The 22,777-nt window shown below is 60.1% G+C and carries 16 protein-coding genes and 4 tRNA genes; all 20 read left to right on the top strand.

Annotated features, from left to right (window positions below; translation table 11 throughout):
• Positions 1-236 precede the first annotated feature (236 nt).
• The 20 genes from QD356_RS16925 to rpsJ all read left to right on the top strand — a co-directional run bounded on the left by QD356_RS16925 (position 237) and on the right by rpsJ (position 22,748).
• Positions 237-3,200, top strand: a complete 2,964-nt coding sequence (locus QD356_RS16925; RefSeq protein ID WP_192839469.1) for a DUF2339 domain-containing protein — start codon at positions 237-239, stop codon at positions 3,198-3,200.
• Between the two features lie 91 nt (positions 3,201-3,291).
• Positions 3,292-4,272, top strand: a complete 981-nt coding sequence (locus QD356_RS16920; RefSeq protein ID WP_192839468.1) for a biotin--[acetyl-CoA-carboxylase] ligase — start codon at positions 3,292-3,294, stop codon at positions 4,270-4,272.
• Entirely contained in the window at positions 4,269-5,108 is an 840-nt protein-coding gene (locus QD356_RS16915) for a type III pantothenate kinase (protein WP_054556896.1), read from the top strand. The genes QD356_RS16920 and QD356_RS16915 overlap by 4 nt, the downstream gene beginning before the upstream one ends.
• A 109-nt stretch (positions 5,109-5,217) precedes the next feature.
• Positions 5,218-5,301, top strand: a tRNA-Tyr gene (locus tag QD356_RS16910).
• A gap of 46 nt (positions 5,302-5,347) precedes the next feature.
• Positions 5,348-5,421: transfer RNA gene (locus QD356_RS16905), tRNA-Gly, on the top strand.
• Between the two features lie 35 nt (positions 5,422-5,456).
• Positions 5,457-5,531, top strand: a tRNA-Thr gene (locus QD356_RS16900).
• Positions 5,532-5,694: 163 nt separating this feature from the next.
• Positions 5,695-5,770: transfer RNA gene (locus tag QD356_RS16895), tRNA-Trp, on the top strand.
• A gap of 77 nt (positions 5,771-5,847) precedes the next feature.
• Positions 5,848-6,216, top strand: coding sequence for a preprotein translocase subunit SecE (secE, locus tag QD356_RS16890; protein WP_043334897.1), 369 nt, complete (start codon positions 5,848-5,850; stop codon positions 6,214-6,216).
• A gap of 10 nt (positions 6,217-6,226) precedes the next feature.
• Positions 6,227-6,760, top strand: coding sequence for a transcription termination/antitermination protein NusG (gene nusG / locus QD356_RS16885; RefSeq protein ID WP_043334895.1), 534 nt, complete (start codon positions 6,227-6,229; stop codon positions 6,758-6,760).
• A 120-nt stretch (positions 6,761-6,880) separates the two neighbouring features.
• Positions 6,881-7,312 carry a 50S ribosomal protein L11 gene (gene rplK, locus QD356_RS16880; protein WP_043334893.1) on the top strand — a complete coding sequence of 144 codons (432 nt, stop codon included), beginning with the start codon at positions 6,881-6,883 and terminating at the stop codon, positions 7,310-7,312.
• 2 nt (positions 7,313-7,314) lie between these two features.
• On the top strand, positions 7,315-8,007 hold the full coding sequence (rplA, locus tag QD356_RS16875; RefSeq protein ID WP_054556897.1) for a 50S ribosomal protein L1: 693 nt from the start codon (positions 7,315-7,317) through the stop codon (positions 8,005-8,007).
• A 261-nt stretch (positions 8,008-8,268) separates the two neighbouring features.
• Entirely contained in the window at positions 8,269-8,775 is a 507-nt protein-coding gene (gene rplJ / locus QD356_RS16870; protein WP_054556898.1) for a 50S ribosomal protein L10, read from the top strand.
• A gap of 92 nt (positions 8,776-8,867) precedes the next feature.
• Entirely contained in the window at positions 8,868-9,233 is a 366-nt protein-coding gene (gene rplL, locus QD356_RS16865; protein ID WP_054556899.1) for a 50S ribosomal protein L7/L12, read from the top strand.
• A 206-nt stretch (positions 9,234-9,439) separates the two neighbouring features.
• The gene (rpoB, locus tag QD356_RS16860; protein WP_043334884.1) at positions 9,440-13,516 is read left to right on the top strand and encodes a DNA-directed RNA polymerase subunit beta; all 4,077 of its coding nucleotides are present in this window, start codon (positions 9,440-9,442) and stop codon (positions 13,514-13,516) included.
• An 88-nt stretch (positions 13,517-13,604) separates the two neighbouring features.
• Positions 13,605-17,846 carry a DNA-directed RNA polymerase subunit beta' gene (gene rpoC, locus QD356_RS16855; protein WP_192839467.1) on the top strand — a complete coding sequence of 1,414 codons (4,242 nt, stop codon included), beginning with the start codon at positions 13,605-13,607 and terminating at the stop codon, positions 17,844-17,846.
• A gap of 137 nt (positions 17,847-17,983) precedes the next feature.
• On the top strand, positions 17,984-18,358 hold the full coding sequence (gene rpsL, locus QD356_RS16850; RefSeq protein ID WP_043334880.1) for a 30S ribosomal protein S12: 375 nt from the start codon (positions 17,984-17,986) through the stop codon (positions 18,356-18,358).
• Positions 18,359-18,459: 101 nt separating this feature from the next.
• Positions 18,460-18,930 (top strand): 30S ribosomal protein S7, encoded by a 471-nt coding sequence (rpsG, locus tag QD356_RS16845; RefSeq protein WP_043334878.1) that lies wholly within the window; start codon positions 18,460-18,462, stop codon positions 18,928-18,930.
• An 18-nt stretch (positions 18,931-18,948) separates the two neighbouring features.
• Positions 18,949-21,066 (top strand): elongation factor G, encoded by a 2,118-nt coding sequence (fusA, locus tag QD356_RS16840; protein WP_192839466.1) that lies wholly within the window; start codon positions 18,949-18,951, stop codon positions 21,064-21,066.
• A gap of 29 nt (positions 21,067-21,095) precedes the next feature.
• Positions 21,096-22,289 (top strand): elongation factor Tu, encoded by a 1,194-nt coding sequence (gene tuf, locus QD356_RS16835; RefSeq protein ID WP_043334873.1) that lies wholly within the window; start codon positions 21,096-21,098, stop codon positions 22,287-22,289.
• Between the two features lie 147 nt (positions 22,290-22,436).
• Positions 22,437-22,748, top strand: a complete 312-nt coding sequence (gene rpsJ, locus QD356_RS16830; RefSeq protein WP_024950650.1) for a 30S ribosomal protein S10 — start codon at positions 22,437-22,439, stop codon at positions 22,746-22,748.
• Positions 22,749-22,777: the final 29 nt, after the last annotated feature.

The raw sequence follows: 22,777 nt of genomic DNA, 5'->3' as shown, positions 1-22,777 counted from the left end.
CTTAGCGCCGATGGTAGTGTGGAGTTTCTCCATGTGAGAGTAGGTCATCGTCAGGCACTTATACCGAACCGCCCCTGCAGCCTTGCTGCAGGGGCGGTTCTCTTTGTGCGCAGAAAAAGAAAGCCCGGCTCCCCCAGGAGTCGGGCTTTTTGCGTTCAATGTGCAAATACGGTGCCGAGAGACTGACAGCATGAGGTGCCAGGCAAAATGCCGTAGTCTCTGAGCACGACTCTTCGATGACGGGCTGGGCGATGGATGAGCTGATGTTGGTGGGCGTCATGATGGCGTTGCTGGTACTGGGTGGTTCCTTGATGGGGTGGCTCAGCATGCTGCGCATCAAGGCGCTGGAGCAGCGACTGCGCGATATGGAGGCCAGGCTTGCTCGCGAGCTTCCTGCTCATGGCGCTCCGGTTATGCACACCCCCTTGCAAGAAGGGGGTGTGGACAAATCGCCTGTCGAAGTGCCGCCCCGGGAAGGACTGGCAGCAGTCGATGCAACGCCATCGATCAGTGACTCGCGGACCACTGCATCATCCAGTGGCGGCCACTCTCTGTCCTACCGGCTACTTCAGCGCTTGTTGCATGGCGCTGCCTCCAGTCGTTCAGGCGAGAAGGGGCAGGGCGCAGATGCTGCAAGAAAGGCATCAGAGGTGCTGCCGGGGGGCATGTCACGTCTGCTGACGGTCCTTCAGGAACACTGGATGATTCTTGTGGGTGCCTTGTCTCTGGTGATGGCAGGCATCCTGCTCGTCGGGTACTCCCTTGAGCAGGGCTTGCTGGGGCCGGGGGTACGGCTGGCACTGGGTCTCGGGTTCGGCCTGAGCATGACGGTACTGGCCGAGTGGCTGAGACTGCGTACGTCCCAGTCATCGAGTCTGACAGGCGCCGTCAGCGGTGCCGGCAGTCTGGTGCTCGCGGCGAGCCTGCTGGCTGGTCATTTTCTGCTTTCGCTGGTGTCCATGCCGGTCACCTTCGTGCTGTTGGCAGCCTTGAGTCTGTGGATGCTGGAGCGTGCGCGGCATCATGGGCCGTGGCTGGCAGCATTGGGCATGTTGGGCGGATATGCTCTGCCCTTGGCGCTGCCCATTCACCAGCAGTGGCAGGAAGCCTCGACCTTGCTGTTGCTGGGGTATGCGGGTGTGATAGCGGCAGCGTGTCGTGTGCTGTACCGCCAGGTCGCGGTGAGCTGGCTGTATTGGGGCGGTCTGGTGGGAGCGCTCGCCTGGTGGTTGCTGTTGATGCCCTTCGGTATCTCCTCTGGCACGACATTGCTGGTGGGGCTGTTGCCCTGGGTGGGTGGTGTATGGCTGGCCGTGCTGGCGTTGGGGTATCTGTGGGAGGAGGCGTGGGAGTCATCCACGGGCACCGTAGAAAAGGATGAGCGACAGGCGCAGGCTTCACTTGCGACATGGTTGCCCTGGCGCGCATCTCTTGAGCTGCGCCGGCACTGGCTCGCCGGGAGCCTTGTCTCAGTGAGCGTCGTGCTGGGACTCTGGCTGCCCTGGCTGGGCAGTCTCGTGCATGGCGTCTCCTTTGGCTCATTGGTGGCGCCTTCCGATATGGCCGGCTCCGGTGTGTCCCTGTGGCATCGGGGGTGGCTGGCTAGCCTCATGCCGATGCTGGTGATTGCCTGGTCTAGTCGCCGCCATGCGGTGCTGTGGTCGATGGTGGTTGCTGGCAACGGACTCTGGTTGCTGGTGTGGGGGCTTGCTCTGACGGCATCGCTGTCGAGCAGCGCGATGTTCAGCCCGCTGATACTGAGTGTCGGCTTGTTGTCGCTGGCGAGTTGGCGACCACGTCATGATGCGGGTGAAGGAGCAGAGAGGCCGCTTGCAGCCTGCTGGTGGGCATTGGCGACCATGGTGCCGCTGCTGGCATGGGCTCTGGCCCTCTGGCAGGACGCCATGCCATGGGCGGCCGAGGCGAACGATGCAGGGAGGCTGATCAACACAGGGCTGGTCAACACAGGATTGCCGCCATTGGTCTGGGGGCTGGTGTGCTGGGCAGGTGCCATGCGCTTCCAGGCGCGCGAAGGCGCTCAGCTTGCCGCAGGACTGTGGCTGCCGGCGCAGGCCGGAATCTTCCTTGCCCTGGTGGCAGTGCTGGAGGGGCCATCGCTGACCCTGGCGCTGGCGTTGCAGCTATTGGGTTTGACCGCTTGTGAATGGCGCTGGTATCGCGAGGGGCATACCACGGCGCGCTCCGTGTTTGCTGAGCTGTCACGCTTGCTGGCGTGGGGTGTCGTGGCTCGCTTGATGTATGGCATGGCGCATGACGACTATGCCGATATCGCGCACTGGCCACTGCAGATACTGCTGCCGGTATTGGCCTGTGTTGCCATGACCAGTCTCGGCATGCGCCACCGCCCGCGGACACAGCGCTGGCTGGAAGGTGCCGTTGTCCAGCTTGCCGTCGCGACGGTGGTGATGGAAATCCGCTATGTGTTGACCGGTGGAAAGCCCTTCGAGGGCAGCCTCACCCTGGCGGAGCTTTCCCTGCAGGTGTTGGCGCTGGCCGGGGTGGCGGCAAGCTACGCCTGGCGTGCTCGTGGAGGCGACGCTGATGCGCGGGCAGGGACGCAGCTGTATCGCGTGCTGGCACTGGTGGTCGGCGGAGCGGCCGTGGTTCTCTGGAGTGTCGGCGTGCTGGGCATCTTCAACCCGCTCTGGCACCCGGGGGATGTCGGGAGCTGGCCGCTGGTCAATTGGCTTCTGCCGGCATACGGCCTGCCTGCACTCGGCGCCGCGATGCTCTGGCGCATGACATCCAGGCGCGCACCGGACGTGGATGCGGGAAGCGCCGCGTCACGCTCACGAATGCGCGGGCTGAGCGAAGTGCTCGGTCTGCTGTCAGCCGGATTGTGGTTGGCGCTCAACTTGCGTCACTGCTGGCATGGCGCTGAGCTGGGGCTATGGCAGGGCATCGAGCAGGCGGAGCTATATGCTTACAGTGTGCTGATGCTGGTCGTCGCGGCGGCGCTGGTCGTGAGTGGTGCCAAGGTGGGGCAGCAATACTGGCAGCGTATCGGACAGGGCATTCTGATCCTCACCGTGATCAAGGTGGGGGTGTGGGATACCGCCACCCTGGAGGGGCTGTGGCGAGTAGGTTCATGGCTGGGACTGGGCAGTGTCCTGATGCTGCTTTCCGCCTTGTTCAATCGCCTGGCGGGGGCGGGAATGCGTGCAGGGGAGCGGAATTGACGAAAAGAGCGTTATCTTTGGTCGTTGTTCTTGGCTCGCAAGCCCATGAATCCGATAGAATGTGCGCTTTTGCACAGGGACAGGCCTCCGCATGACCATCCGTGATCTCATTCGTCTGCTTGGAGATGGTGGCTACCACTCCGGAGAGGCCCTGGGCGAAGAGCTCGGGGTGTCGCGTACGGCGGTCTGGAAGCAGCTCAAGAAACTTGAGGCGCTCGACATTCCGCTGGAAGCCATCAAGGGGCTTGGCTATCGACTGGCCAACCCCATCGAGTTGCTCGATGGTCAACAGATCATCGAGGCGCTGCCGCGCGAGACTCGCAAATACCTGACGCGCCTGTTCGTCGAGGAGTCGGTGGACTCGACCAATACCTTCATCCGCGAGCGCTTTCGTCAGGGAGCCGGTCATGCCGAGGTCTGTCTGGCGGAGGTGCAGTCGGCTGGGCGTGGCCGTCGTGGGCGTGAGTGGGAGACTCCCTGGGGGCGCAGCCTGGTCTTCTCGCTTGGCTGGCGCTTCGAATCAGGCGCCGCATCGCTTGAGGGCCTGAGTCTGGCGATCGGCGTGGCGGTGGCGGAGGTGCTCGAGGCCGATGGCCTGCCCGCGCGCCTCAAGTGGCCCAACGATGTCCTGCTGCAGATACAGAAGGATCAACCCAAGATCGCCGGTATTCTGGTCGAGGTCACAGGTGATGTGTCCGGTCCCTGTGACGTCGTCATCGGTATCGGCATGAACATCGAGTTGCCGGCCTCTAGGCGCGAGGCGATCACCCAGCCGGTGGCTGCGGTACGTGACATCATTCCCGGTGCTTCGCGCAATCGCTATGCCGCGCGTCTGATGGAGTCATTGCTGGCGCTGTTGCCCGAGTTCGAGTCACAGGGCTTTGCCGGATGGCAGGCGCGCTGGAATGAGCGCAATGCCTTCAAGGGGCGTGATGTGGTGATTCTGCGCGGAGACAGACGAGAAGAAGCCGTGGCAGAAGGTGTCGATGTCAATGGAAATCTCGAGGTGCGCATGAATGGCGAAACCATCACTCTCGCCGGTGGCGAGATCAGTCTGCGCGCCGTCTCATGATTCTGGATCTTGATATCGGCAACACCTTGTCAAAATGGCGTCTCAAGGACACCGTTTCCAGCGAGATCCGCTCGCGCGGCGCCGTCTGGACGCGAGAGGAGTGGCGGCCGGGCGCGGACATTCCTGACCTGGATGTCGTCACGGCCGTGCGTATCTCCAGCGTGGCGCGCAAGCAGGTGCTGGATGAGACGGTGGAGTTGCTGCGCAAGCAGGTCGGCGTCGTGCATGTCGCGCACTCGACGCGGGAGGCGCTGGGCGTCACCTGCGGCTATGAAGAGCCGCAACGCCTGGGCGTCGATCGCTGGTTGGGCGCACTCGCCGGCCATCATCTCACCGGGGGCTGTTGCAGCGTCGATTGCGGTAGCGCGATCACGGTGGATTTCGTGCTGCCGGGTGGCAAGCATCTGGGGGGGTATATTCTCCCGGGACTGCGTCTGATGAAGGAAAGCCTCAAGCTGGGTACGCGCAATGTGGCCATCGACCCGGATACCGAGGTGGATACGCTGCTCGCGCCGGGTCGCAATACGGTAGAGGCCGTCAATCACGGCATCTACATGGCGGCCGTCAGTGCGGTCAATCGTCTCTATGCCGAGGTCTGCGATCGTGAAGGGGTAGCCTTGCCGCTGCTGCTGACCGGCGGTGACGCGCGGGTGGTGGCGCGCGGTCTGCGGGTGCCGCATGCGCTCTGGCCAGACATGGTGTACGCCGGCCTGGAGGCGCTGTATCCACTGACCGCTGCCGAGCGGGCAGGGCGCCTGTCAGGTGCGCCCGACCAGCCGCGAGTGCCTGATCTAGAAAAACTTCGCTCAGGGCTTGCGCTCACCCAGATGCTTTGACATACTACGTCCCGTTCTGAGGCGATACATTCCCTCAAGCGCTTGAAGTAGAATGAAATCAAGCACTTGACAGCGTATCCCAAGCGACGTAAGATGCGTCGTCACAGATGGTGGGGTTCCCGAGTGGCCAAAGGGAGCAGACTGTAAATCTGCCGCGAAAGCTTCGAAGGTTCGAATCCTTCCCCCACCACCAGATTCGCTTATGATGCCGCGTGCATCAGGGCAGCAAGAGTTGGAAAGCGGGCATAGTTTAATGGTAGAACCTCAGCCTTCCAAGCTGATGACGCGGGTTCGATTCCCGCTGCCCGCTCCAGTTCATCTCGCCAGTCGAGATTGCGCAAAGGTTTTGCTCGTGTAGCTCAGGGGTAGAGCACACCCTTGGTAAGGGTGAGGTCGGCGGTTCAAATCCGCCCACGAGCTCCATACAACGGAAGGGCGAGTCGCAGTTTGGCTCGTCTTTTTTGTTTCCGACGACCTCCCAGGTCGCGGTCAAAGATAAGGCTTGTCAGTTTGGGTTGTCTCAGCTATGATGGCGCCCGCTGTTCATTCAGCCTTGTTTTTAGTCTCTGGAACACGCAAGTGTTACAGGCCAGTAGCTCAATTGGCAGAGCAGCGGTCTCCAAAACCGCAGGTTGGGGGTTCGATTCCCTCCTGGCCTGCCATCCTTCCCCAGGATGGTATTCGACTTCTTACCGATTCTCGATTCTAGCGATCGCTGCACCCTTGAGGAGTCTCTTTGATGAAACAGAACGCCGAGGTGCAGGAAGCGCGCCACGACGGGTTCAAGTGGTCGGTCGTTGTCATTCTTCTTGTGCTGGCTGTTGCTGGCAACGCCTATTTTGCTGACCAAGCGCTGCTTTATCGCGTGCTTGGCGTCGTCGTGCTTGGTGTTGCAGCGGCTGCTCTGGCGATCACGACCAACAAAGGCCGTGATGTTGTCGAGCTGGCAAGTAGTGCGCGCCGCGAGATCCAGCGCGTCGTTTGGCCGACCCGACAGGAAACTGTCCAGACAACTGCCATCGTGCTGGGTGCCGTGCTTATCGTGGGCCTGTTGCTATGGCTCATCGATACCACCCTCGGCTGGCTGATGTCCGGCATCGTCAGTTAACGGAGTTTCCATGTCCAAGCGTTGGTATGTCATACACGCCTATTCCGGTTTCGAAAAGCAGGTCATGCGTTCGCTCAACGAGCGTGTGAAGCTTTACGCCATGGAAGATCACTTCGGTGAGATTCTCGTGCCGGTCGAAGAAATCGTCGAAATGCGTGACGGCAAGCGCCGCAAGAGCGAGCGCAAGTTCTACCCGGGCTACGTGCTGGTCGAGATGGACATGAATGATCAGTCCTGGCACCTGGTGAATGAAACCCCGCGCGTCATGGGTTTCATTGGCGGAACCCCGGAGAAGCCGGCAGCGATTACCCAGAAAGAAGCCGACGCCATGCTGCGTCGCGTTCAGGATGGCACCGACAAGCCGCGTCCGAAGACTCTCTTCGAGCCGGGTGAAACGGTGCGTGTCACTGATGGTCCGTTCGCGGACTTCAATGGCGTAGTCGAAGAAGTGAATTACGAAAAGAGCCGTCTGCAGGTCAGCGTGCTGATCTTCGGGCGTGCTACGCCGGTGGAGCTAGAGTTCTCCCAGGTCGAGAAGGACTGATCTCAGGATCATCATCTCACCTGTTTGAACACGAGCATCACGGCAACACGACGGGTCGCCTGAGGCGGCCCGGTTTTACGGGGAGCCGCAAGGCGCTACCACCCATACTGGAGTCCTATCATGGCCAAGAAAGTACAGGCTTACATCAAGCTGCAGGTTGCAGCCGGTAAAGCTAACCCGAGCCCGCCCGTGGGTCCTGCCCTCGGTCAGCACGGTGTCAACATCATGGAGTTCTGTAAAGCGTTCAACGCCGCTACCCAGAACGTCGAGCCGGGTCTCCCGACTCCCGTGGTCATCACTGTCTACTCCGACCGTAGCTTCACTTTCGTCACCAAGACGCCGCCTGCGGCCGTCCTGCTGCTGAAAGCGGCTGGTCTGAAGTCCGGTTCTGGCGAGCCGAACAAGAAGAAGGTCGGTACCGTGACTCGCGCTCAGCTCGAAGAGATCGCGACCACCAAGGAACCGGACCTGACAGCTTCCAATCTGGACGCTGCTGTTCGCACCATCGCCGGTACTGCCCGTAGCATGGGCCTGAACGTGGAGGGTCTTTGATCATGGCCAAGATTTCAAAGCGCGCCCAGGCGATCAACGCGAAAGTTGAATCCGGCAAGGTCTACAGCGTCGAAGAAGCTGTTGCTCTGCTGTCCGAGCTGTCCACCGTCAAGTTCAAAGAGACCATCGAAGTCTCTCTGAACCTGGGTGTTGACCCGCGTAAATCCGATCAGGTCGTTCGCGGCGCTACCGTGATGCCGAATGGCACCGGTAACGAAGTGCGCGTCGCTGTCTTCACCCAGGGCGCCAACGCTGAAGCAGCGAAGGAAGCCGGTGCAGACGTGATCGGCATGGATGACCTGGCAGAACAGGTCAAGAAGGGCGTGATGGACTTCGACGTCGTCATCGCCTCTCCGGATGCCATGCGCGTTGTCGGTCAGCTGGGCCAGATCCTCGGTCCGCGCGGCCTGATGCCGAACCCGAAAGTCGGTACCGTGACCCCTGACGTCGCGACTGCCGTGAAGAATGCCAAGGCTGGTCAGGTGCGTTTCCGTACTGACAAGAACGGCATCATTCACGCCGGTATCGGCAAGATCGACTTCAGTGCTGACTCCATTCAGGGTAACATTGACGCCCTGGTGGCCGAAGTCAAGAAGCTGAAGCCGAGCACTTCCAAGGGTATCTACCTGAAGAAGATCACCCTGTCCAGCACCATGGGCCCGGGTCTGACTGTCGATCACGCCAAGTACGCGTAAGGCAGTCTCAGAATGTTTCACTTTGCGGTCCCCGTGCTCAGCCGCGGGGCGCCGTCAAAGACCGCAGGCGCTGGCCTTGTCACCTCGGTGACAGGGCCGGCTTAATCGCGCCGCGATGCTTGCATTGCGCGTAGCCTGCGCAGATGGTGTCCCAGCCCTGCTGGTGGCAGCCATCCTCCAAGACTCTCCCGCGCAGTTCTGGTGAGAGAGATGGTAAACCACTGGGGAATTCGTTCCCCGGCACGAAATGGAGTCAACACCGTGGCTTTAGGTCTCGAAGACAAGAAGGCAATTGTTGCTGAGGTCAGCGAAACCGCCAAGGGTGCTCTCTCCGTAGTCGCTGCCGACTCTCGTGGTGTAACTGTTGGTGCAATGACCGAATTGCGCAAACAGTGCCGCGAAGCGGGCGTCCAGCTGCGTGTTGTTCGCAACACTCTGGCTCGTCGTGCGCTGTCCGGTACCTCTTACGAGGTGCTGAACGAGTCCTTCGTCGGCCCGACTCTGCTTGCATTCTCCATGGAACACCCGGGCGCTGGCGCTCGTCTGTTCAAGGAATTTGCCAAGCAGGTCGAGGCGTTCGAAGTCAAGGCATTGGCCTACGAAGGCGAGTTCATCCCGGCGGCGAATATCGACCGTCTGGCATCTCTGCCGACCCGCGATGAAGCACTGTCCAAGCTGCTGTCTGTCATGAAGGAAGCTTCTGCAGGCAAGCTGGTCCGTACTATCGCAGCACTGCGCGATCAGAAGGAAGCCGAAGCCGCCGCGTAAGCAGCGCTTTGACCTCCTGGCTGTCTCGTGCAGCCTGAATCGATTTCCGTTTGACTGAGCATCTTTGCTCCGCAAAGTTTAGGATTGCTAAAATGGCACTGACCAAAGAAGACATCATCAACGCCGTCGCTGACATGACCGTCATGGAAGTGGCTGAGCTGATCGAAGCAATGGAAGAGAAGTTCGGCGTTTCTGCCGCTGCCGCCGTCGCTGCTGGCCCGGCTGCCGCTGAAGCTGTTGAAGAGCAGACCGAGTTCGACATCGTTCTGACTGCTGCTGGTGACAAGAAAGTCAACGTCATCAAGGCTGTTCGTGAACTGACTGGCCTGGGCCTGAAAGAAGCCAAGGCAGCTGTTGACGGCGCTCCGGCCACCCTGAAAGAAGGCGTGAGCAAGGAAGACGCAGAAGCAGCTAAGAAGAAGCTGGAAGAAGCTGGCGCGTCCGTGGAACTCAAGTAACTCGTGTTCCAGGCTGCGCACGCTGCGTAAGCTTCCTGGCTGGTGGCGGACTCCGCCACCAGCCTTTTTCTGTTGCAAGACGAATTATGACGGCGAGCCAGCCCGCAAGGGAGGCTTGCCGTCCGCGCCTGATGGACATCGCCGCGCCATCAGGTATGAGCCGACCACGCATCGGTCACCCAAGGTGAACAAGCTGGGGAATACAGATGGCTTACTCATACACTGAGAAAAAACGCATCCGCAAGGATTTTGGCAAACTGCCCCAAGTGATGGATGTGCCTTACCTGCTGGCCATCCAGCTTGATTCCTACCACGACTTTCTCCAGCAGGACAGGGCGCCAGAACAGCGCCTGGAAGTCGGCCTTCACGCTGCCTTCAAGTCCGTGTTCCCGATTGCCAGCTTCTCTGGCAACGCAGCGCTCGAGTATGTCAGCTACCGCTTCGGTACGCCGGCGTTCGACGTCAAGGAATGTCAGCTGCGCGGAGTCACTTACTCTGCGCCGCTGCGCGTGAAAGTGCGCCTGATGATCTATGACAAGGAATCGTCGAACAAGGCGATCAAGGACATCAAGGAGCAGGAAGTCTACATGGGGGAAATCCCCCTGATGACAGAGAACGGTACCTTCGTCATCAATGGTACCGAACGTGTCATCGTGTCACAGCTGCACCGCTCGCCGGGTGTGTTCTTCGACCACGACAAGGGCAAGAGCCACTCGTCCGGCAAGCTGCTGTACTCCGCACGTGTGATTCCTTACCGCGGTTCCTGGTTGGACTTCGAGTTTGATCCGAAGGACAACGTCTACGTCCGTATCGACCGTCGTCGCAAGCTGCCGGCTTCCGTTCTGCTGCGTGCCATGGGCATGACCAGCGAAGAGATTCTCGGTACGTTCTTCGACACCACGATGTACCACATCGAGCGCAGCGGCTTCTCCGTTGAGCTGGTGCCGGCACGTCTGCGTGGCGAGACCGCCGCCTTCGACATCAAGGATGCCGACGGTAGCGTGATCGTGGAGGAAGGTCGTCGTATTACACAGAAGCACGTCCGTCAGATGGAAGCCTCCGGCCTCGAGCGTCTCGAAGTGCCGATGGACTACCTGTACGGCAAGGTGCTGGCCAAGGATCAGATCGATCCGGCCACTGGTGAGCTGGTCTGCGAAAGCAACAGCGAGATCACTCCGGAACTGCTGGAGAAGATGGCTCAGGCCAAGATCACCCAGTTCGAAGTCATCTACACCAACGACCTGGATTGCGGTCCGTTCGTGTCCGATACCCTGAAACTGGATACCACGCGTAACCAGCTCGAGGCATTGGTCGAGATCTACCGCATGATGCGTCCGGGCGAGCCGCCCACCAAGGATGCAGCAGAGTCACTGTTCCAGAACCTGTTCTTCAGCGAAGACCGCTACGACCTGTCGGGCGTGGGCCGCATGAAGTTCAACCGCCGCCTGCGTCGCGAAAGCGATACCGGCAGCGGCGTGCTCGATCAGGACGATATCCTGACCGTCATGAAGGAGCTGATCAGCATCCGTAACGGCAATGGCGATGTCGATGACATCGACCACCTGGGCAACCGTCGTATTCGCTCTGTGGGCGAAATGGCGGAAAACCAGTTCCGTGTCGGCCTGGTCCGCGTCGAGCGTGCGGTCAAGGAGCGTCTGTCCATGGCCGAGAGCGAAGGCCTGATGCCGCAGGATCTCATCAACGCCAAGCCGGTTGCGGCGGCGGTGAAGGAATTCTTCGGTTCCAGCCAGCTCTCCCAGTTCATGGATCAGAACAACCCGCTGTCCGAAGTGACGCACAAGCGCCGTGTCTCCGCGCTTGGTCCGGGCGGTCTGACCCGTGAGCGCGCCGGCTTCGAAGTTCGTGACGTTCACGCCACGCACTACGGCCGTCTGTGCCCGATCGAAACGCCGGAAGGCCCGAACATCGGTCTGATCAACTCGCTGGCGACCTACTCCAAGACCAACAGCTATGGCTTCCTCGAGACGCCGTACCGCAAGGTCGTGGATTGTCAGGTCACCGACGATGTCGTCGATCTGTCCGCGATCGAGGAAGGCGATTTCATCATCGCCCAGGCCTCCGCGACCGTCGACGAGAACGGCCGTCTGGTCGACGACCTGGTTCAGGTTCGTCACCGTGGCGAGACCACCTTCATGGCGCCGGAAAAGGTCACCATGATGGACGTGTCTCCGCGTCAGGTCGTCTCTGTCGCTGCCGCACTGATCCCGTTCCTCGAGCACGATGATGCCAACCGCGCCTTGATGGGTGCGAACATGCAGCGTCAGGCCGTTCCGACTCTGAAGGCTGACAAGCCGCTGGTCGGTACCGGCATGGAGCGCTTCGTGGCGCGTGACTCCGGCGTCTGCGCCGTGGCACGTCGTGGCGGTGTCATCGATTCCGTCGATGCCAAGCGCATCGTCGTACGTGTGCGGGAAGAAGAGATCATCGGCGGTGAAGCCGGCGTTGATATCTACAACCTGACCAAGTACGTGCGCTCGAACCAGAATACCTGTCAGAACCAGCGCCCGATCGTGCGTCCTGGCGACGAAGTCGCCATCGGCGACATCCTGGCCGACGGCCCGTCCGTCGACATGGGTGATCTGGCCCTGGGTCAGAACATGCGTCTGGCGTTCATGCCCTGGAACGGCTTCAACTTCGAGGATTCCATCCTGTTCTCGGAGCGTGTGGTGCAGGAAGATCGCTTCACCACCATCCACATCCAGGAACTGACCTGTGTCGCGCGTGACACCAAGCTCGGGCCGGAAGAAATCACTTCCGATATCCCGAATGTCGGCGAATCCGCACTCTCCAAGCTGGATGAGTCCGGTGTCGTCTACATCGGTGCCGAGCTGAATCCGGGCGACATCCTGGTCGGCAAGGTCACGCCGAAGGGCGAGACCCAGCTGACGCCGGAAGAGAAGCTGTTGCGTGCCATCTTCGGCGAGAAGGCGTCCGACGTTAAGGACACCTCTCTGCGTGCCCCGACCGGCATGAAGGCCACCGTCATCGATGTTCAGGTCTTCACCCGTGACGGCGTCGAGAAGGATCAGCGTGCGCTCTCCATCGAGCAGATGCAGCTGGCCGAGGTCCGCAAGGACCTGCAGGAAACCTACCGTATCGCGGAAGAGGCGACCTTCGAGCGTATGCAGCGCAACCTGGTCGGTCAGGCCGTCAACGGTGGTCCTAAGCTCAAGAAGGGCGACGTGCTGACCGATGACTACCTGGAAGCACTGCCGCGCCAGGAGTGGTTCAAGCTGCGTCTGCAGGACGAATCTCTCAACGAGCTGCTGGCTCAGGCCGACGAGCAGCTCGAGATCCGTCGTCGCGAGATGGACGAGCGCTTCGAAGACAAGAAGCGCAAGCTCACCCAGGGTGATGATCTGGCACCGGGCGTGCTCAAGATCGTCAAGGTATACGTCGCCGTGAAGCGTCGTATCCAGCCGGGTGACAAGATGGCCGGTCGACACGGTAACAAGGGTGTCATCTCCGCGATCATGCCGGTCGAAGACATGCCGTTCGATGGCAATGGCGAGTCGGTTGACGTCGTGCTGAACCCGCTGGGTGTACCGTCGCGCATGAACGTCGGTCAGATCCTCGAGACCCACCTCGGCATGGCCGCGCGTGGTCTGGGCGTGAAGATCGAGCACATGCTGCGCGAAGAGCGTGCCGAGCAGGTCAAGCAGATCCGCGAATTCCTCGACAAGGTGTACAACACCGTCGGCGGTCGCCAGGAAGACCTCTCCGTGCTCAGCGATGATGAAATCATCACCATGGCGCACAACCTGAAGAAGGGCGTGCCGATGGCAACGCCGGTCTTCGATGGCGCCAAGGAACACGAGATCAAGCAGTTGCTCACGCTGGCCGGTATCCCTGATTCCGGACAGATGGACCTCTACGATGGCCGCACCGGCGAGAAGTTCGATCGCAAGGTGACCGTCGGTTACATGTACATGCTCAAGCTCAACCACCTGGTGGATGACAAGATGCATGCGCGTTCGACCGGCTCCTACTCCCTCGTCACGCAGCAGCCGCTGGGTGGTAAGGCGCAGTTTGGTGGTCAGCGCTTCGGTGAGATGGAGGTCTGGGCCCTCGAGGCGTACGGCGCTGCCTACACCCTCCAGGAGATGCTCACGGTCAAGTCCGATGACGTGGAAGGCCGTACCAAGATGTACAAGAGCATCGTAGATGGCGATCACACCATGCAGGCGGGCATGCCCGAATCCTTCAACGTGCTGGTGAAGGAAATCCGCTCGCTGGGTATCGACATGGAGCTGGAAGGCTGACGCCGAAAAGCCACAAGTATTGACGGTCCGCAAAGCCTGGTGTCAGCAGCCAGGCTTTGCCCATGACAACTCCGCAACGGAGCGACCCATGAAAGATTTGGTGAAAGTTCTCAAATCGCAGGCGCAGTCCGAAGAATTCGACGCCATCAAGATTACCCTGGCGTCTCCGGACATGATTCGCTCGTGGTCTTTTGGTGAAGTGAAGAAGCCTGAAACCATCAACTACCGGACATTCAAGCCGGAACGTGATGGTCTTTTCTGTGCCAAGATCTTTGGCCCGGTGAAGGACTACGAGTGCCTGTGTGGCAAGTACAAGCGGATGAAGCATCGCGGCATCATCTGTGAGAAGTGTGGCGTTGAAGTGACCAAGGCGGCAGTGCGTCGTGAGCGTATGGCTCACATCGAACTGGCGAGCCCGGTCGCGCATATCTGGTTCCTGAAGTCTCTGCCGTCTCGTATCGGCATGCTGCTCGACATGACTCTGCGTGATATCGAGCGCGTGCTGTACTTCGAAAGCTTCGTGGTCATCGATCCGGGCATGACGACCCTCGAGAAGGGTCATCTGCTCAACGATGAGCAGTACTTCGAAGCGCTGGAAGAATTCGGTGATGATTTCGATGCCCGCATGGGTGCCGAAGCCATCAAGGCGCTGCTCGAGGACATCGAGCTGGAAGAAGAGGTCGAGCGCCTGCGTGAAGAGATTCCGCAGACCAACTCCGAGACCAAGATCAAGAAGCTGTCCAAGCGCCTCAAGCTGCTGGAAGCCTTCTACTATTCCGGCAACAAGCCGGGCTGGATGATCATGGAAGTGCTGCCAGTGCTGCCGCCGGACCTGCGTCCGTTGGTACCGCTGGACGGCGGCCGCTTCGCGACTTCGGATCTGAACGATCTGTATCGTCGTGTGATCAACCGCAACAACCGCCTCAAGCGTCTGCTCGACCTCAATGCGCCGGACATCATCGTGCGCAACGAGAAGCGCATGCTGCAGGAATCCGTGGATGCACTGCTCGACAACGGTCGTCGCGGTCGCGCCATCACCGGTTCCAACAAGCGTCCGCTGAAGTCGCTGGCCGACATGATCAAGGGCAAGCAGGGTCGTTTTCGTCAGAACCTGCTGGGCAAGCGCGTCGACTATTCCGGTCGTTCCGTCATCACCGTCGGCCCGACCCTGCGTCTGCACCAGTGTGGTCTGCCGAAGAAGATGGCGCTTGAACTGTTCAAGCCGTTCATCTACGCCAAGCTGCAGGCCTCCGGTCACGCCAGCACCATCAAGGCCGCCAAGAAGATGGTCGAGCGCGAAGCCCCGGAAGTCTGGGATTTCCTCGCCGACGTCATCCGCGAGCACCCGGTGCTGCTGAACCGTGCCCCGACTCTGCACCGTCTGGGTATCCAGGCGTTCGAGCCGCTGCTGATCGAAGGCAAGGCCATCCAACTGCACCCGCTGGTCTGCGCTGCGTACAACGCCGACTTTGATGGTGACCAGATGGCTGTCCACGTACCGCTGACGCTGGAAGCCCAGCTGGAAGCGCGTGCGTTGATGATGTCGACCAACAACGTGCTGTCGCCGGCCAACGGCGAGCCGATCATCGTGCCGTCCCAGGACGTCGTGCTGGGTCTGTACTACATGACCCGCGAGAAGATCGGTGCCAAGGGTGAGGGCATGGCCTTCGCGAACCTGGGTGAAGTCGAGCGTGCCTTCGGCACGCACAGCGCTCACCTGCACGCGATGGTCAAGGTCCGTCTGACCGAGACGCTCAAGGACGAAGAGTCCGGCGAGCTGTACGAGAAGACGTCCCTGCACGACACCACCATCGGTCGCGCACTGCTGTTCCGCATTCTGCCGAAGGGCATGCCGTTCGAGCTGATCAACCAGGTGATGAAGAAGAAAGCCATCTCCGGTCTGATCAACGAGGCGTACCGTCGTGTCGGTCTGAAGGACACCGTCATCTTCGCTGACCAGCTGATGTACACCGGCTTCCGTCTTGCGACCTGGTCCGGCGCCTCCATCGGCGTCAACGACTTCGTCATCCCGGACGCGAAGAAGGTCATCATCGACGCGGCCGAAGACGAAGTGAAAGAGATCGAAGACCAGTTCTCCTCCGGTCTCGTGACCGCGGGCGAGAAGTACAACAAGGTCATCGATATCTGGGCGCGTGCCAACGACCGTGTCGCCAAGGAGATGATGGCAGGTATCTCGAAAGAGACCGTCGTCAACTGGAAAGGCGAAGTGGTCAATGACGAAGACGGCAATCCGATGGAGCAGGACTCCTTCAACAGCGTCTTCATCATGGCCGACTCCGGTGCGCGTGGTTCCGCCGCACAGATTCGTCAGCTGGCTGGTATGCGTGGCCTGATGGCCAAGCCGGATGGCTCGATCATCGAGACGCCGATCACCGCCAACTTCCGTGAAGGTCTGAACGTACTCCAGTACTTCATCTCCACGCACGGTGCCCGTAAGGGTCTGGCGGATACGGCACTGAAGACCGCCAACTCCGGTTACCTGACCCGTCGTCTGGTCGATGTTGCCCAGGATCTGGTCATCACCGAAGCGGATTGCGGCACTCAGGAAGGTCTGATTCTGCACCCGGTCATCGAAGGCGGCGACATCATCGTCCCGCTGTCCCAGCGTGTGCTGGGTCGTGTCGTGGCGCAGGACGTGGTCGATCCGGTCTCTGATGAGGTCCTGATCGCACGCGGCACGCTGCTCGACGAAGCCTGGTGTGCACAGCTCGATACCATGGGCGTCGATGAGATCATCGTGCGTACCACCATCGGTTGTGAAACCGTGCACGGTGTCTGCTCGGCCTGTTACGGTCGTGACCTGGCGCGTGGCCATCAGGTCAACGTCGGTGAAGCCATCGGTGTCATTGCGGCACAGTCCATCGGTGAGCCGGGTACCCAGCTGACCATGCGTACCTTCCACATCGGTGGTGCCGCTTCGCGGGCATCTGCCGTGGATAGCGTCCAGGTCAAGCATGGTGGCAGCGTACGTCTGCACAACATCAAGTCGGTTGAGCGTGCCGATGGCAAGCTGATTGTCGTCTCGCGTTCCAGCGCACTGGCAGTGGCGGATGACCACGGCCGTGAGCGCGAATTCTACAAGCTCCCGTACGGTGCTGAACTGTCCGTACGTGACGGCGATCCGGTGGCCTCTGGCCAATCCGTCGCCAAGTGGGATCCGCACACTCACCCGATCGTCGCGGAAGTCGCGGGTCAGGTGCAGTTCACGGACATGGAAGATGGCCAGACCATCAACCGTACCACTGACGAAATGACCGGCCTGTCCTCCATCGAGGTCATCGAGAGCGCTTCACGTCCGTCCGCGGCCCGTGACAAGCGTCCGATGATCATGCTGGTAGACGGTAGCGGCAAGCACGTGACACTGCCGGGCTCCAACACGCCGGTCCAGTACCTGCTGCCGGGCAATGCCGTGGTGTCCGCCGAGAATGGCGCGGCCGTCGGCGTGGGTGACGTCATCGCACGTATCCCGATGGAAGCGTCTGGTAACAAGGACATCACCGGTGGTCTGCCGCGCGTTGCCGACCTGTTCGAAGCACGTCGTCCGAAAGAGCCGGCCATCCTGGCCGAGATCTCCGGCACCGTGACCTTCGGCAAGGAAACCAAAGGCAAGCGTCGTCTGACCATCACGCCGGTGGAAGGTGATCCGTTCGAGCTGTTGATCCCGAAATGGCGCCAGATCAGCGTCTTCGAAGGTGAAACGGTCGAGAAGGGTGAAGTCATCTCCGATGGCCCGAGCAACCCGCACGATATCCTGCGTCTGCTCGGCGTCGCGGAAATGACCAAGTACATCACCACCGAAGTCCAGGAGGTCTATCGCCTCCAGGGTGTCGGCATCAACGACAAGCACATCGAAGTCATCGTGCGTCAGATGCTGCGCAAGGTCGAGATCACCGATTCTGGCGACTCCACCTTCATCACAGGCGACCAGGTGGAATACGCCCGCGTCGTCGAAGAAAACATGCGTCTCGAGGCCGACGGCAAGTTCCCGGCCAAGTTCGATCGCATCCTGCTCGGTATCACCAAGGCGAGCCTGGCAACTGAATCGTTCATCTCCGCGGCGTCCTTCCAGGAAACCACGCGAGTTCTGACCGAGGCATCTGTCACCGGCAAGCGCGATTATCTCCGCGGTCTGAAGGAGAATGTCGTGGTCGGTCGCCTGATTCCGGCGGGTACTGGCCTGGCCTATCACGACGAGCGTCGCCGCCGTCGCGATGGCCTGCCGCTCGCACCGGCCCCGTCGGCACAGGACGTCGAGCAGGAATTGGGCGCTCAACTCACTGCCCTCGACGCGGACGACGACGACCTCTGAGGTCTTGCGCCCCGCCGTCTCTGACGGCGGGGTTGACGCCCTTGTGGCCCAAGCCCTAGAATATGCAGCCTTTAACAGTAGGGCAGGTGCATCCTGCCCTGTTGTTGGAAGGCAGTACAACCCATTGGAGCAAGCAAATGGCAACCGTTAACCAGCTCGTGCGCAAGCCGCGCAAGCGTCAGGCGTCCAAGAGCGACGTCCCTGCGCTGCAGGCATGTCCGCAGAAGCGTGGCGTGTGTACCCGTGTATACACTACTACCCCGAAGAAGCCGAACTCCGCACTCCGTAAGGTTTGCCGTGTTCGCCTGACCAACGGCTTCGAAGTCACTTCATACATCGGCGGTGAAGGTCACAACCTTCAGGAACACTCTGTTGTTCTGATCCGTGGCGGTCGTGTGAAGGATTTGCCGGGTGTCCGTTACCACACCGTTCGTGGTGCACTGGATACCTCTGGCGTGCAGAACCGTAAGCAGGGCCGTTCCAAGTACGGCGCCAAGCGTCCGAAGGCGTAATTCAAAGTTTAATATCGGTCTGATAAGAGTAAGGTCGGGCGTCGCGTCCAACGCGAGGCGTCCCGGGTTTACCTGAAGGACCCTTCTACTGAGGGCTTATCATGCCTAGAAGACGTGTAGCAGCTAAGCGCGAAATCCTGCCGGATCCGAAGTTCGGAAGCGAGCGCCTGGCCAAGTTCATGAACCACCTGATGATCAGCGGCAAGAAGTCTGCAGCTGAGCGCATCGTTTACGGTGCTCTCGATCGTGTTGCCGAACGCTCCAATGACGAGCCGCTGGACCTCTTCGACAAGGCGCTGGAGGCCATCCAGCCGATGGTCGAAGTGAAGTCCCGTCGTGTTGGTGGTGCAACCTACCAGGTGCCGGTTGAAGTTCGTCCTTCCCGTCGTCAGGCACTGGCCATGCGTTGGCTGGTGGACGCTGCGCGCAAGCGCGGCGAAAAGACCATGGTGCAGCGCCTCTCTGGCGAGATCCTGGATGCCGCTGAAGGCAAGGGTTCTGCTGTGAAGAAGCGTGAAGACGTGCACCGCATGGCAGAAGCCAACAAGGCCTTCTCCCACTACCGCTTCTAAACAACGGGGATACTCACCGTGGCACGCAAGACTCCACTTAAGCGTTACCGCAACATCGGTATCTGTGCCCACGTCGACGCCGGTAAGACTACCACTACCGAGCGCGTCCTGTTCTATACCGGCCTGTCTCACAAGGTCGGCGAAGTCCACGATGGTGCTGCCACCATGGACTGGATGGAGCAGGAACAGGAACGTGGCATCACGATCACCTCTGCGGCGACCACCTGCTTCTGGCAGGGCATGAGCAAGCAGTTCGACGAGCACCGTATCAACATCATCGATACTCCGGGGCACGTTGACTTCACTGTTGAAGTCGAGCGTTCACTGCGTGTTCTCGATGGCGCGGTCGTGGTGCTGTGTGGTTCTTCCGGTGTCCAGCCGCAGACAGAGACTGTCTGGCGTCAGGCCAACCGTTACGAAGTTCCGCGCATGATCTTCGTCAACAAGATGGACCGCGCTGGCGCGGACTTCTTCATGGTCGTCGAGCAGGTGCGCAAGCGCCTGGGCGCGAACGCCGTCCCGATCCAGATCAACTGGGGTGCGGAAGACGAGTTCAAGGGCGTCATCGACCTGATCAAGATGAAGGCCATTGTCTGGGACGAAGACAATCACGGCATGAACTACGAGCTGATCGACATTCCGGCCGAGCTGCAAGATACAGCTGCCGAATGGCGTGAACACATGCTCGAGTCTGCTGCTGAAGCGTCCGAAGAGCTGATGGACAAGTACCTTGAAGAAGGCGAGCTGTCCGAGGAAGAAGTCAAGGCTGCGCTGCGTCAGCGTACCCTGGCCAACGAAATCTGCCTCGTGACCTGTGGTTCTGCCTTCAAGAACAAGGGTGTCCAGGCGGTTCTGGATGCGGTCATCGAATACATGCCGTCTCCGCTTGAAGTCAAGGCCATCGAAGGTGAGCTTGACGACAAGGACGGTACCATCGAGACCCGCGAAGCTGACGACAAGGCTCCGTTCGCGGCGCTGGCGTTCAAGATCGCGACCGATCCGTTCGTTGGTACCCTGACCTTCATCCGCGTCTACTCGGGCGTGCTGAAGTCTGGTGATGGCGTCTTCAACTCCGTCAAGAGCAAGAAGGAGCGTGTCGGTCGTATCGTCCAGATGCACTCCAACTCTCGTGAGGAGATCAAGGAAGTCTATGCTGGCGATATCGCCGCATGTATCGGTCTGAAAGACGTGACCACCGGTGACACCCTGTGTGACCCGGATCACAAGATCGTGCTTGAGCGCATGGAATTCCCTGAGCCGGTCATCTCCGTCGCTGTCGAGCCGAAGTCCAAGGCCGACCAGGAAAAGATGGGTGTTGCACTGGGCAAGCTGGCCCAGGAAGATCCGTCCTTCCGCGTCGAGACCGACGAAGAGTCCGGTCAGACCATCATCTCCGGTATGGGTGAGCTTCACCTGGACATCCTCGTCGACCGCATGCGTCGCGAGTTCAATGTCGAGGCGAACATCGGCAAGCCGCAGGTGGCTTACCGTGAGACCATCCGTGCCAAGGTCGAGCAGGAAGGCAAGTTCGTTCGTCAGTCCGGCGGTCGTGGTCAGTTCGGTCACGTCTGGCTTCGCATTGAGCCTCTCACTGCAGAGGACAAGGGCGACGACGAAGAAATGACCTTCAAGTTCGAGTCCGAGATCGTCGGTGGTGCGGTTCCGAAGGAATACGTGCCGGCCGTCGAGAAGGGCGCCGCTGAGCAGCTCAAGAATGGTGTCATCGCCGGTTATCCGATGATCGACGTCAAGGTCACGCTGTTCGATGGTTCCTACCACGACGTCGACTCCAACGAGACTGCGTTCAAGGTCGCCTCTTCCATGGCGATCAAGGCCGGTGCCCCGAAAGCGGGTGCAGTGCTGCTTGAGCCGCTCATGAAAGTCGAAGTCGTCACGCCTGAAGATTTCATGGGTGACGTCATGGGCGACCTGAACCGTCGTCGTGGCCTCGTTCAGGGCATGGATGATTCTTCCACTGGCAAGATCATCAATGCACTGGTGCCGCTGGGTGAGATGTTCGGTTATGCGACCGACCTGCGCTCACAGACCCAGGGCCGCGCAAGCTACTCCATGGAGTTTGCGAAATACGACGAAGCACCGAACAGCATCGTCGAAGCCGTCATCAATCAGAAGTAACCGATTAGCTAACGAAAGAGGTTATAGCAGTGGCTAAGGAAAAATTTGAGCGTTCGAAGCCGCACGTCAACGTCGGCACCATTGGTCACGTCGATCACGGCAAGACCACTCTGACTGCGGCTCTGACTCGCGTCTCTGCAGAAGTCTTCGGTGGTGACGCGCGTGCGTTTGACTCCATCGATAATGCCCCGGAAGAGCGTGAGCGTGGTATCACCATCTCCACCGCTCACGTGGAATATCAGTCCGAAGTGCGTCACTACGCGCACGTCGACTGCCCGGGTCACGCCGACTACGTCAAGAACATGATCACCGGTGCTGCCCAGATGGACGGCGCTATCCTGGTCTGTTCCGCTGCTGACGGCCCCATGCCGCAGACTCGCGAGCACATCCTGCTGTCCCGTCAGGTCGGCGTTCCGTTCATCGTTGTCTTCCTGAACAAGGCTGACATGGTCGATGACGAAGAGCTGCTCGAGCTGGTCGAGATGGAAGTTCGTGAACTCCTGAGCGAGTACGACTTCCCGGGCGACGACACTCCGATCATCATCGGCTCTGCCCTGATGGCTCTGGAAGGCAAGGACGACAACGGCATGGGTACTACCGCCGTTGCCAACCTGATCAAGGCCCTGGATGCGTACATCCCGGAGCCGGAGCGCGCTATCGACCAGCCGTTCCTGATGCCGATCGAAGACGTCTTCTCCATCTCTGGTCGCGGTACCGTCGTCACTGGCCGTATCGAGCGTGGTCTGGTCAAGACTGGCGAAGAGATCGAAATCATCGGCGTGCGTGACACCACCAAGACTACCGTTACCGGTGTCGAGATGTTCCGCAAGCTGCTGGACGAAGGTCGTGCTGGCGAAAACGTCGGCGCCCTGCTGCGCGGCACCAAGCGTGATGACGTCGAGCGTGGCCAGGTTCTGGCCAAGCCGGGCTCCATCAAGCCGCACACCAAGTTCGAAGCCGAAGTCTACGTCCTGTCCAAGGAAGAAGGCGGTCGTCACACTCCGTTCTTCAAAGGCTATCGTCCGCAGTTCTACTTCCGTACCACTGACATCACTGGTACCTGTGAGCTGCCGGAAGGCGTCGAGATGGTCATGCCGGGCGACAACGTCCAGATGGTCGTGTCTCTGATCGCTCCGATCGCCATGGAAGATGGTCTGCGTTTCGCTATCCGTGAAGGCGGTCGTACCGTCGGCGCTGGCGTCGTGGCCAAAATCGTCGAGTAAGGTTCTCCTTACCTGACACAGAAGGGGGCCCTGATGGGCCCCCTTTTCTCGCATGTTTGACACCTGATGTCAGTCTGCCTATAATGCGCATCCTTTGAATGCGTGGGTGACGGCCTACGCCGTCGACATCCATTGGAGTTTTGGGCAATGCAAAACCAGAAGATTCGCATCCGGTTGAAAGCATTCGACCACCGTCTGATCGACCAGTCCTCTGCAGAGATCGTTGAAACTGCAAAGCGTACCGGTGCTCAGGTTCGTGGCCCGATCCCGCTGCCGACCCGTCGCGAGCGTTACACCATCCTGGTCTCTCCGCACGTCAACAAGGACGCGCGTGACCAGTATGAGATTCGTACCCACAAGCGCGTTCTCGACATCGTCGAGCCGACAGAGAAGACTGTCGACGCGCTGATGAAGCTTGACCTGGCTGCCGGTGTGGACGTCCAGATCAAGGTTGACTGATACCTCACTAGTCACTGCGGCCCAGCGCT

The sequence above is a fragment of the Cobetia sp. 2AS genome (assembly GCF_029846355.1).
Lineage (GTDB): Bacteria > Pseudomonadota > Gammaproteobacteria > Pseudomonadales > Halomonadaceae > Cobetia > Cobetia amphilecti.
Note: the sequence above shows the minus strand (reverse complement) of the source record. Positions and strands in the feature narration are given on the sequence as shown.

Excerpts from the sequence above, each read along its gene's own strand:
- rplL (WP_054556899.1), top strand. The coding sequence starts at position 8,868 with ATGGCACTGACCAAAGAAGACATCATCAACGCCGTCGCTGACATGACC.
- rpoB (WP_043334884.1), top strand. The coding sequence starts at position 9,440 with ATGGCTTACTCATACACTGAGAAAAAACGCATCCGCAAGGATTTTGGC.
- QD356_RS16920 (WP_192839468.1), top strand. The coding sequence starts at position 3,292 with ATGACCATCCGTGATCTCATTCGTCTGCTTGGAGATGGTGGCTACCAC.
- QD356_RS16915 (WP_054556896.1), top strand. The coding sequence starts at position 4,269 with ATGATTCTGGATCTTGATATCGGCAACACCTTGTCAAAATGGCGTCTC.
- QD356_RS16925 (WP_192839469.1), top strand. The coding sequence starts at position 237 with ATGACGGGCTGGGCGATGGATGAGCTGATGTTGGTGGGCGTCATGATG.
- rplK (WP_043334893.1), top strand. The coding sequence starts at position 6,881 with ATGGCCAAGAAAGTACAGGCTTACATCAAGCTGCAGGTTGCAGCCGGT.
- nusG (WP_043334895.1), top strand. The coding sequence starts at position 6,227 with ATGTCCAAGCGTTGGTATGTCATACACGCCTATTCCGGTTTCGAAAAG.
- rpsJ (WP_024950650.1), top strand. The coding sequence starts at position 22,437 with ATGCAAAACCAGAAGATTCGCATCCGGTTGAAAGCATTCGACCACCGT.
- rpoC (WP_192839467.1), top strand. The coding sequence starts at position 13,605 with ATGAAAGATTTGGTGAAAGTTCTCAAATCGCAGGCGCAGTCCGAAGAA.
- secE (WP_043334897.1), top strand. The coding sequence starts at position 5,848 with ATGAAACAGAACGCCGAGGTGCAGGAAGCGCGCCACGACGGGTTCAAG.
- rpsG (WP_043334878.1), top strand. The coding sequence starts at position 18,460 with ATGCCTAGAAGACGTGTAGCAGCTAAGCGCGAAATCCTGCCGGATCCG.
- rpsL (WP_043334880.1), top strand. The coding sequence starts at position 17,984 with ATGGCAACCGTTAACCAGCTCGTGCGCAAGCCGCGCAAGCGTCAGGCG.
- rplA (WP_054556897.1), top strand. The coding sequence starts at position 7,315 with ATGGCCAAGATTTCAAAGCGCGCCCAGGCGATCAACGCGAAAGTTGAA.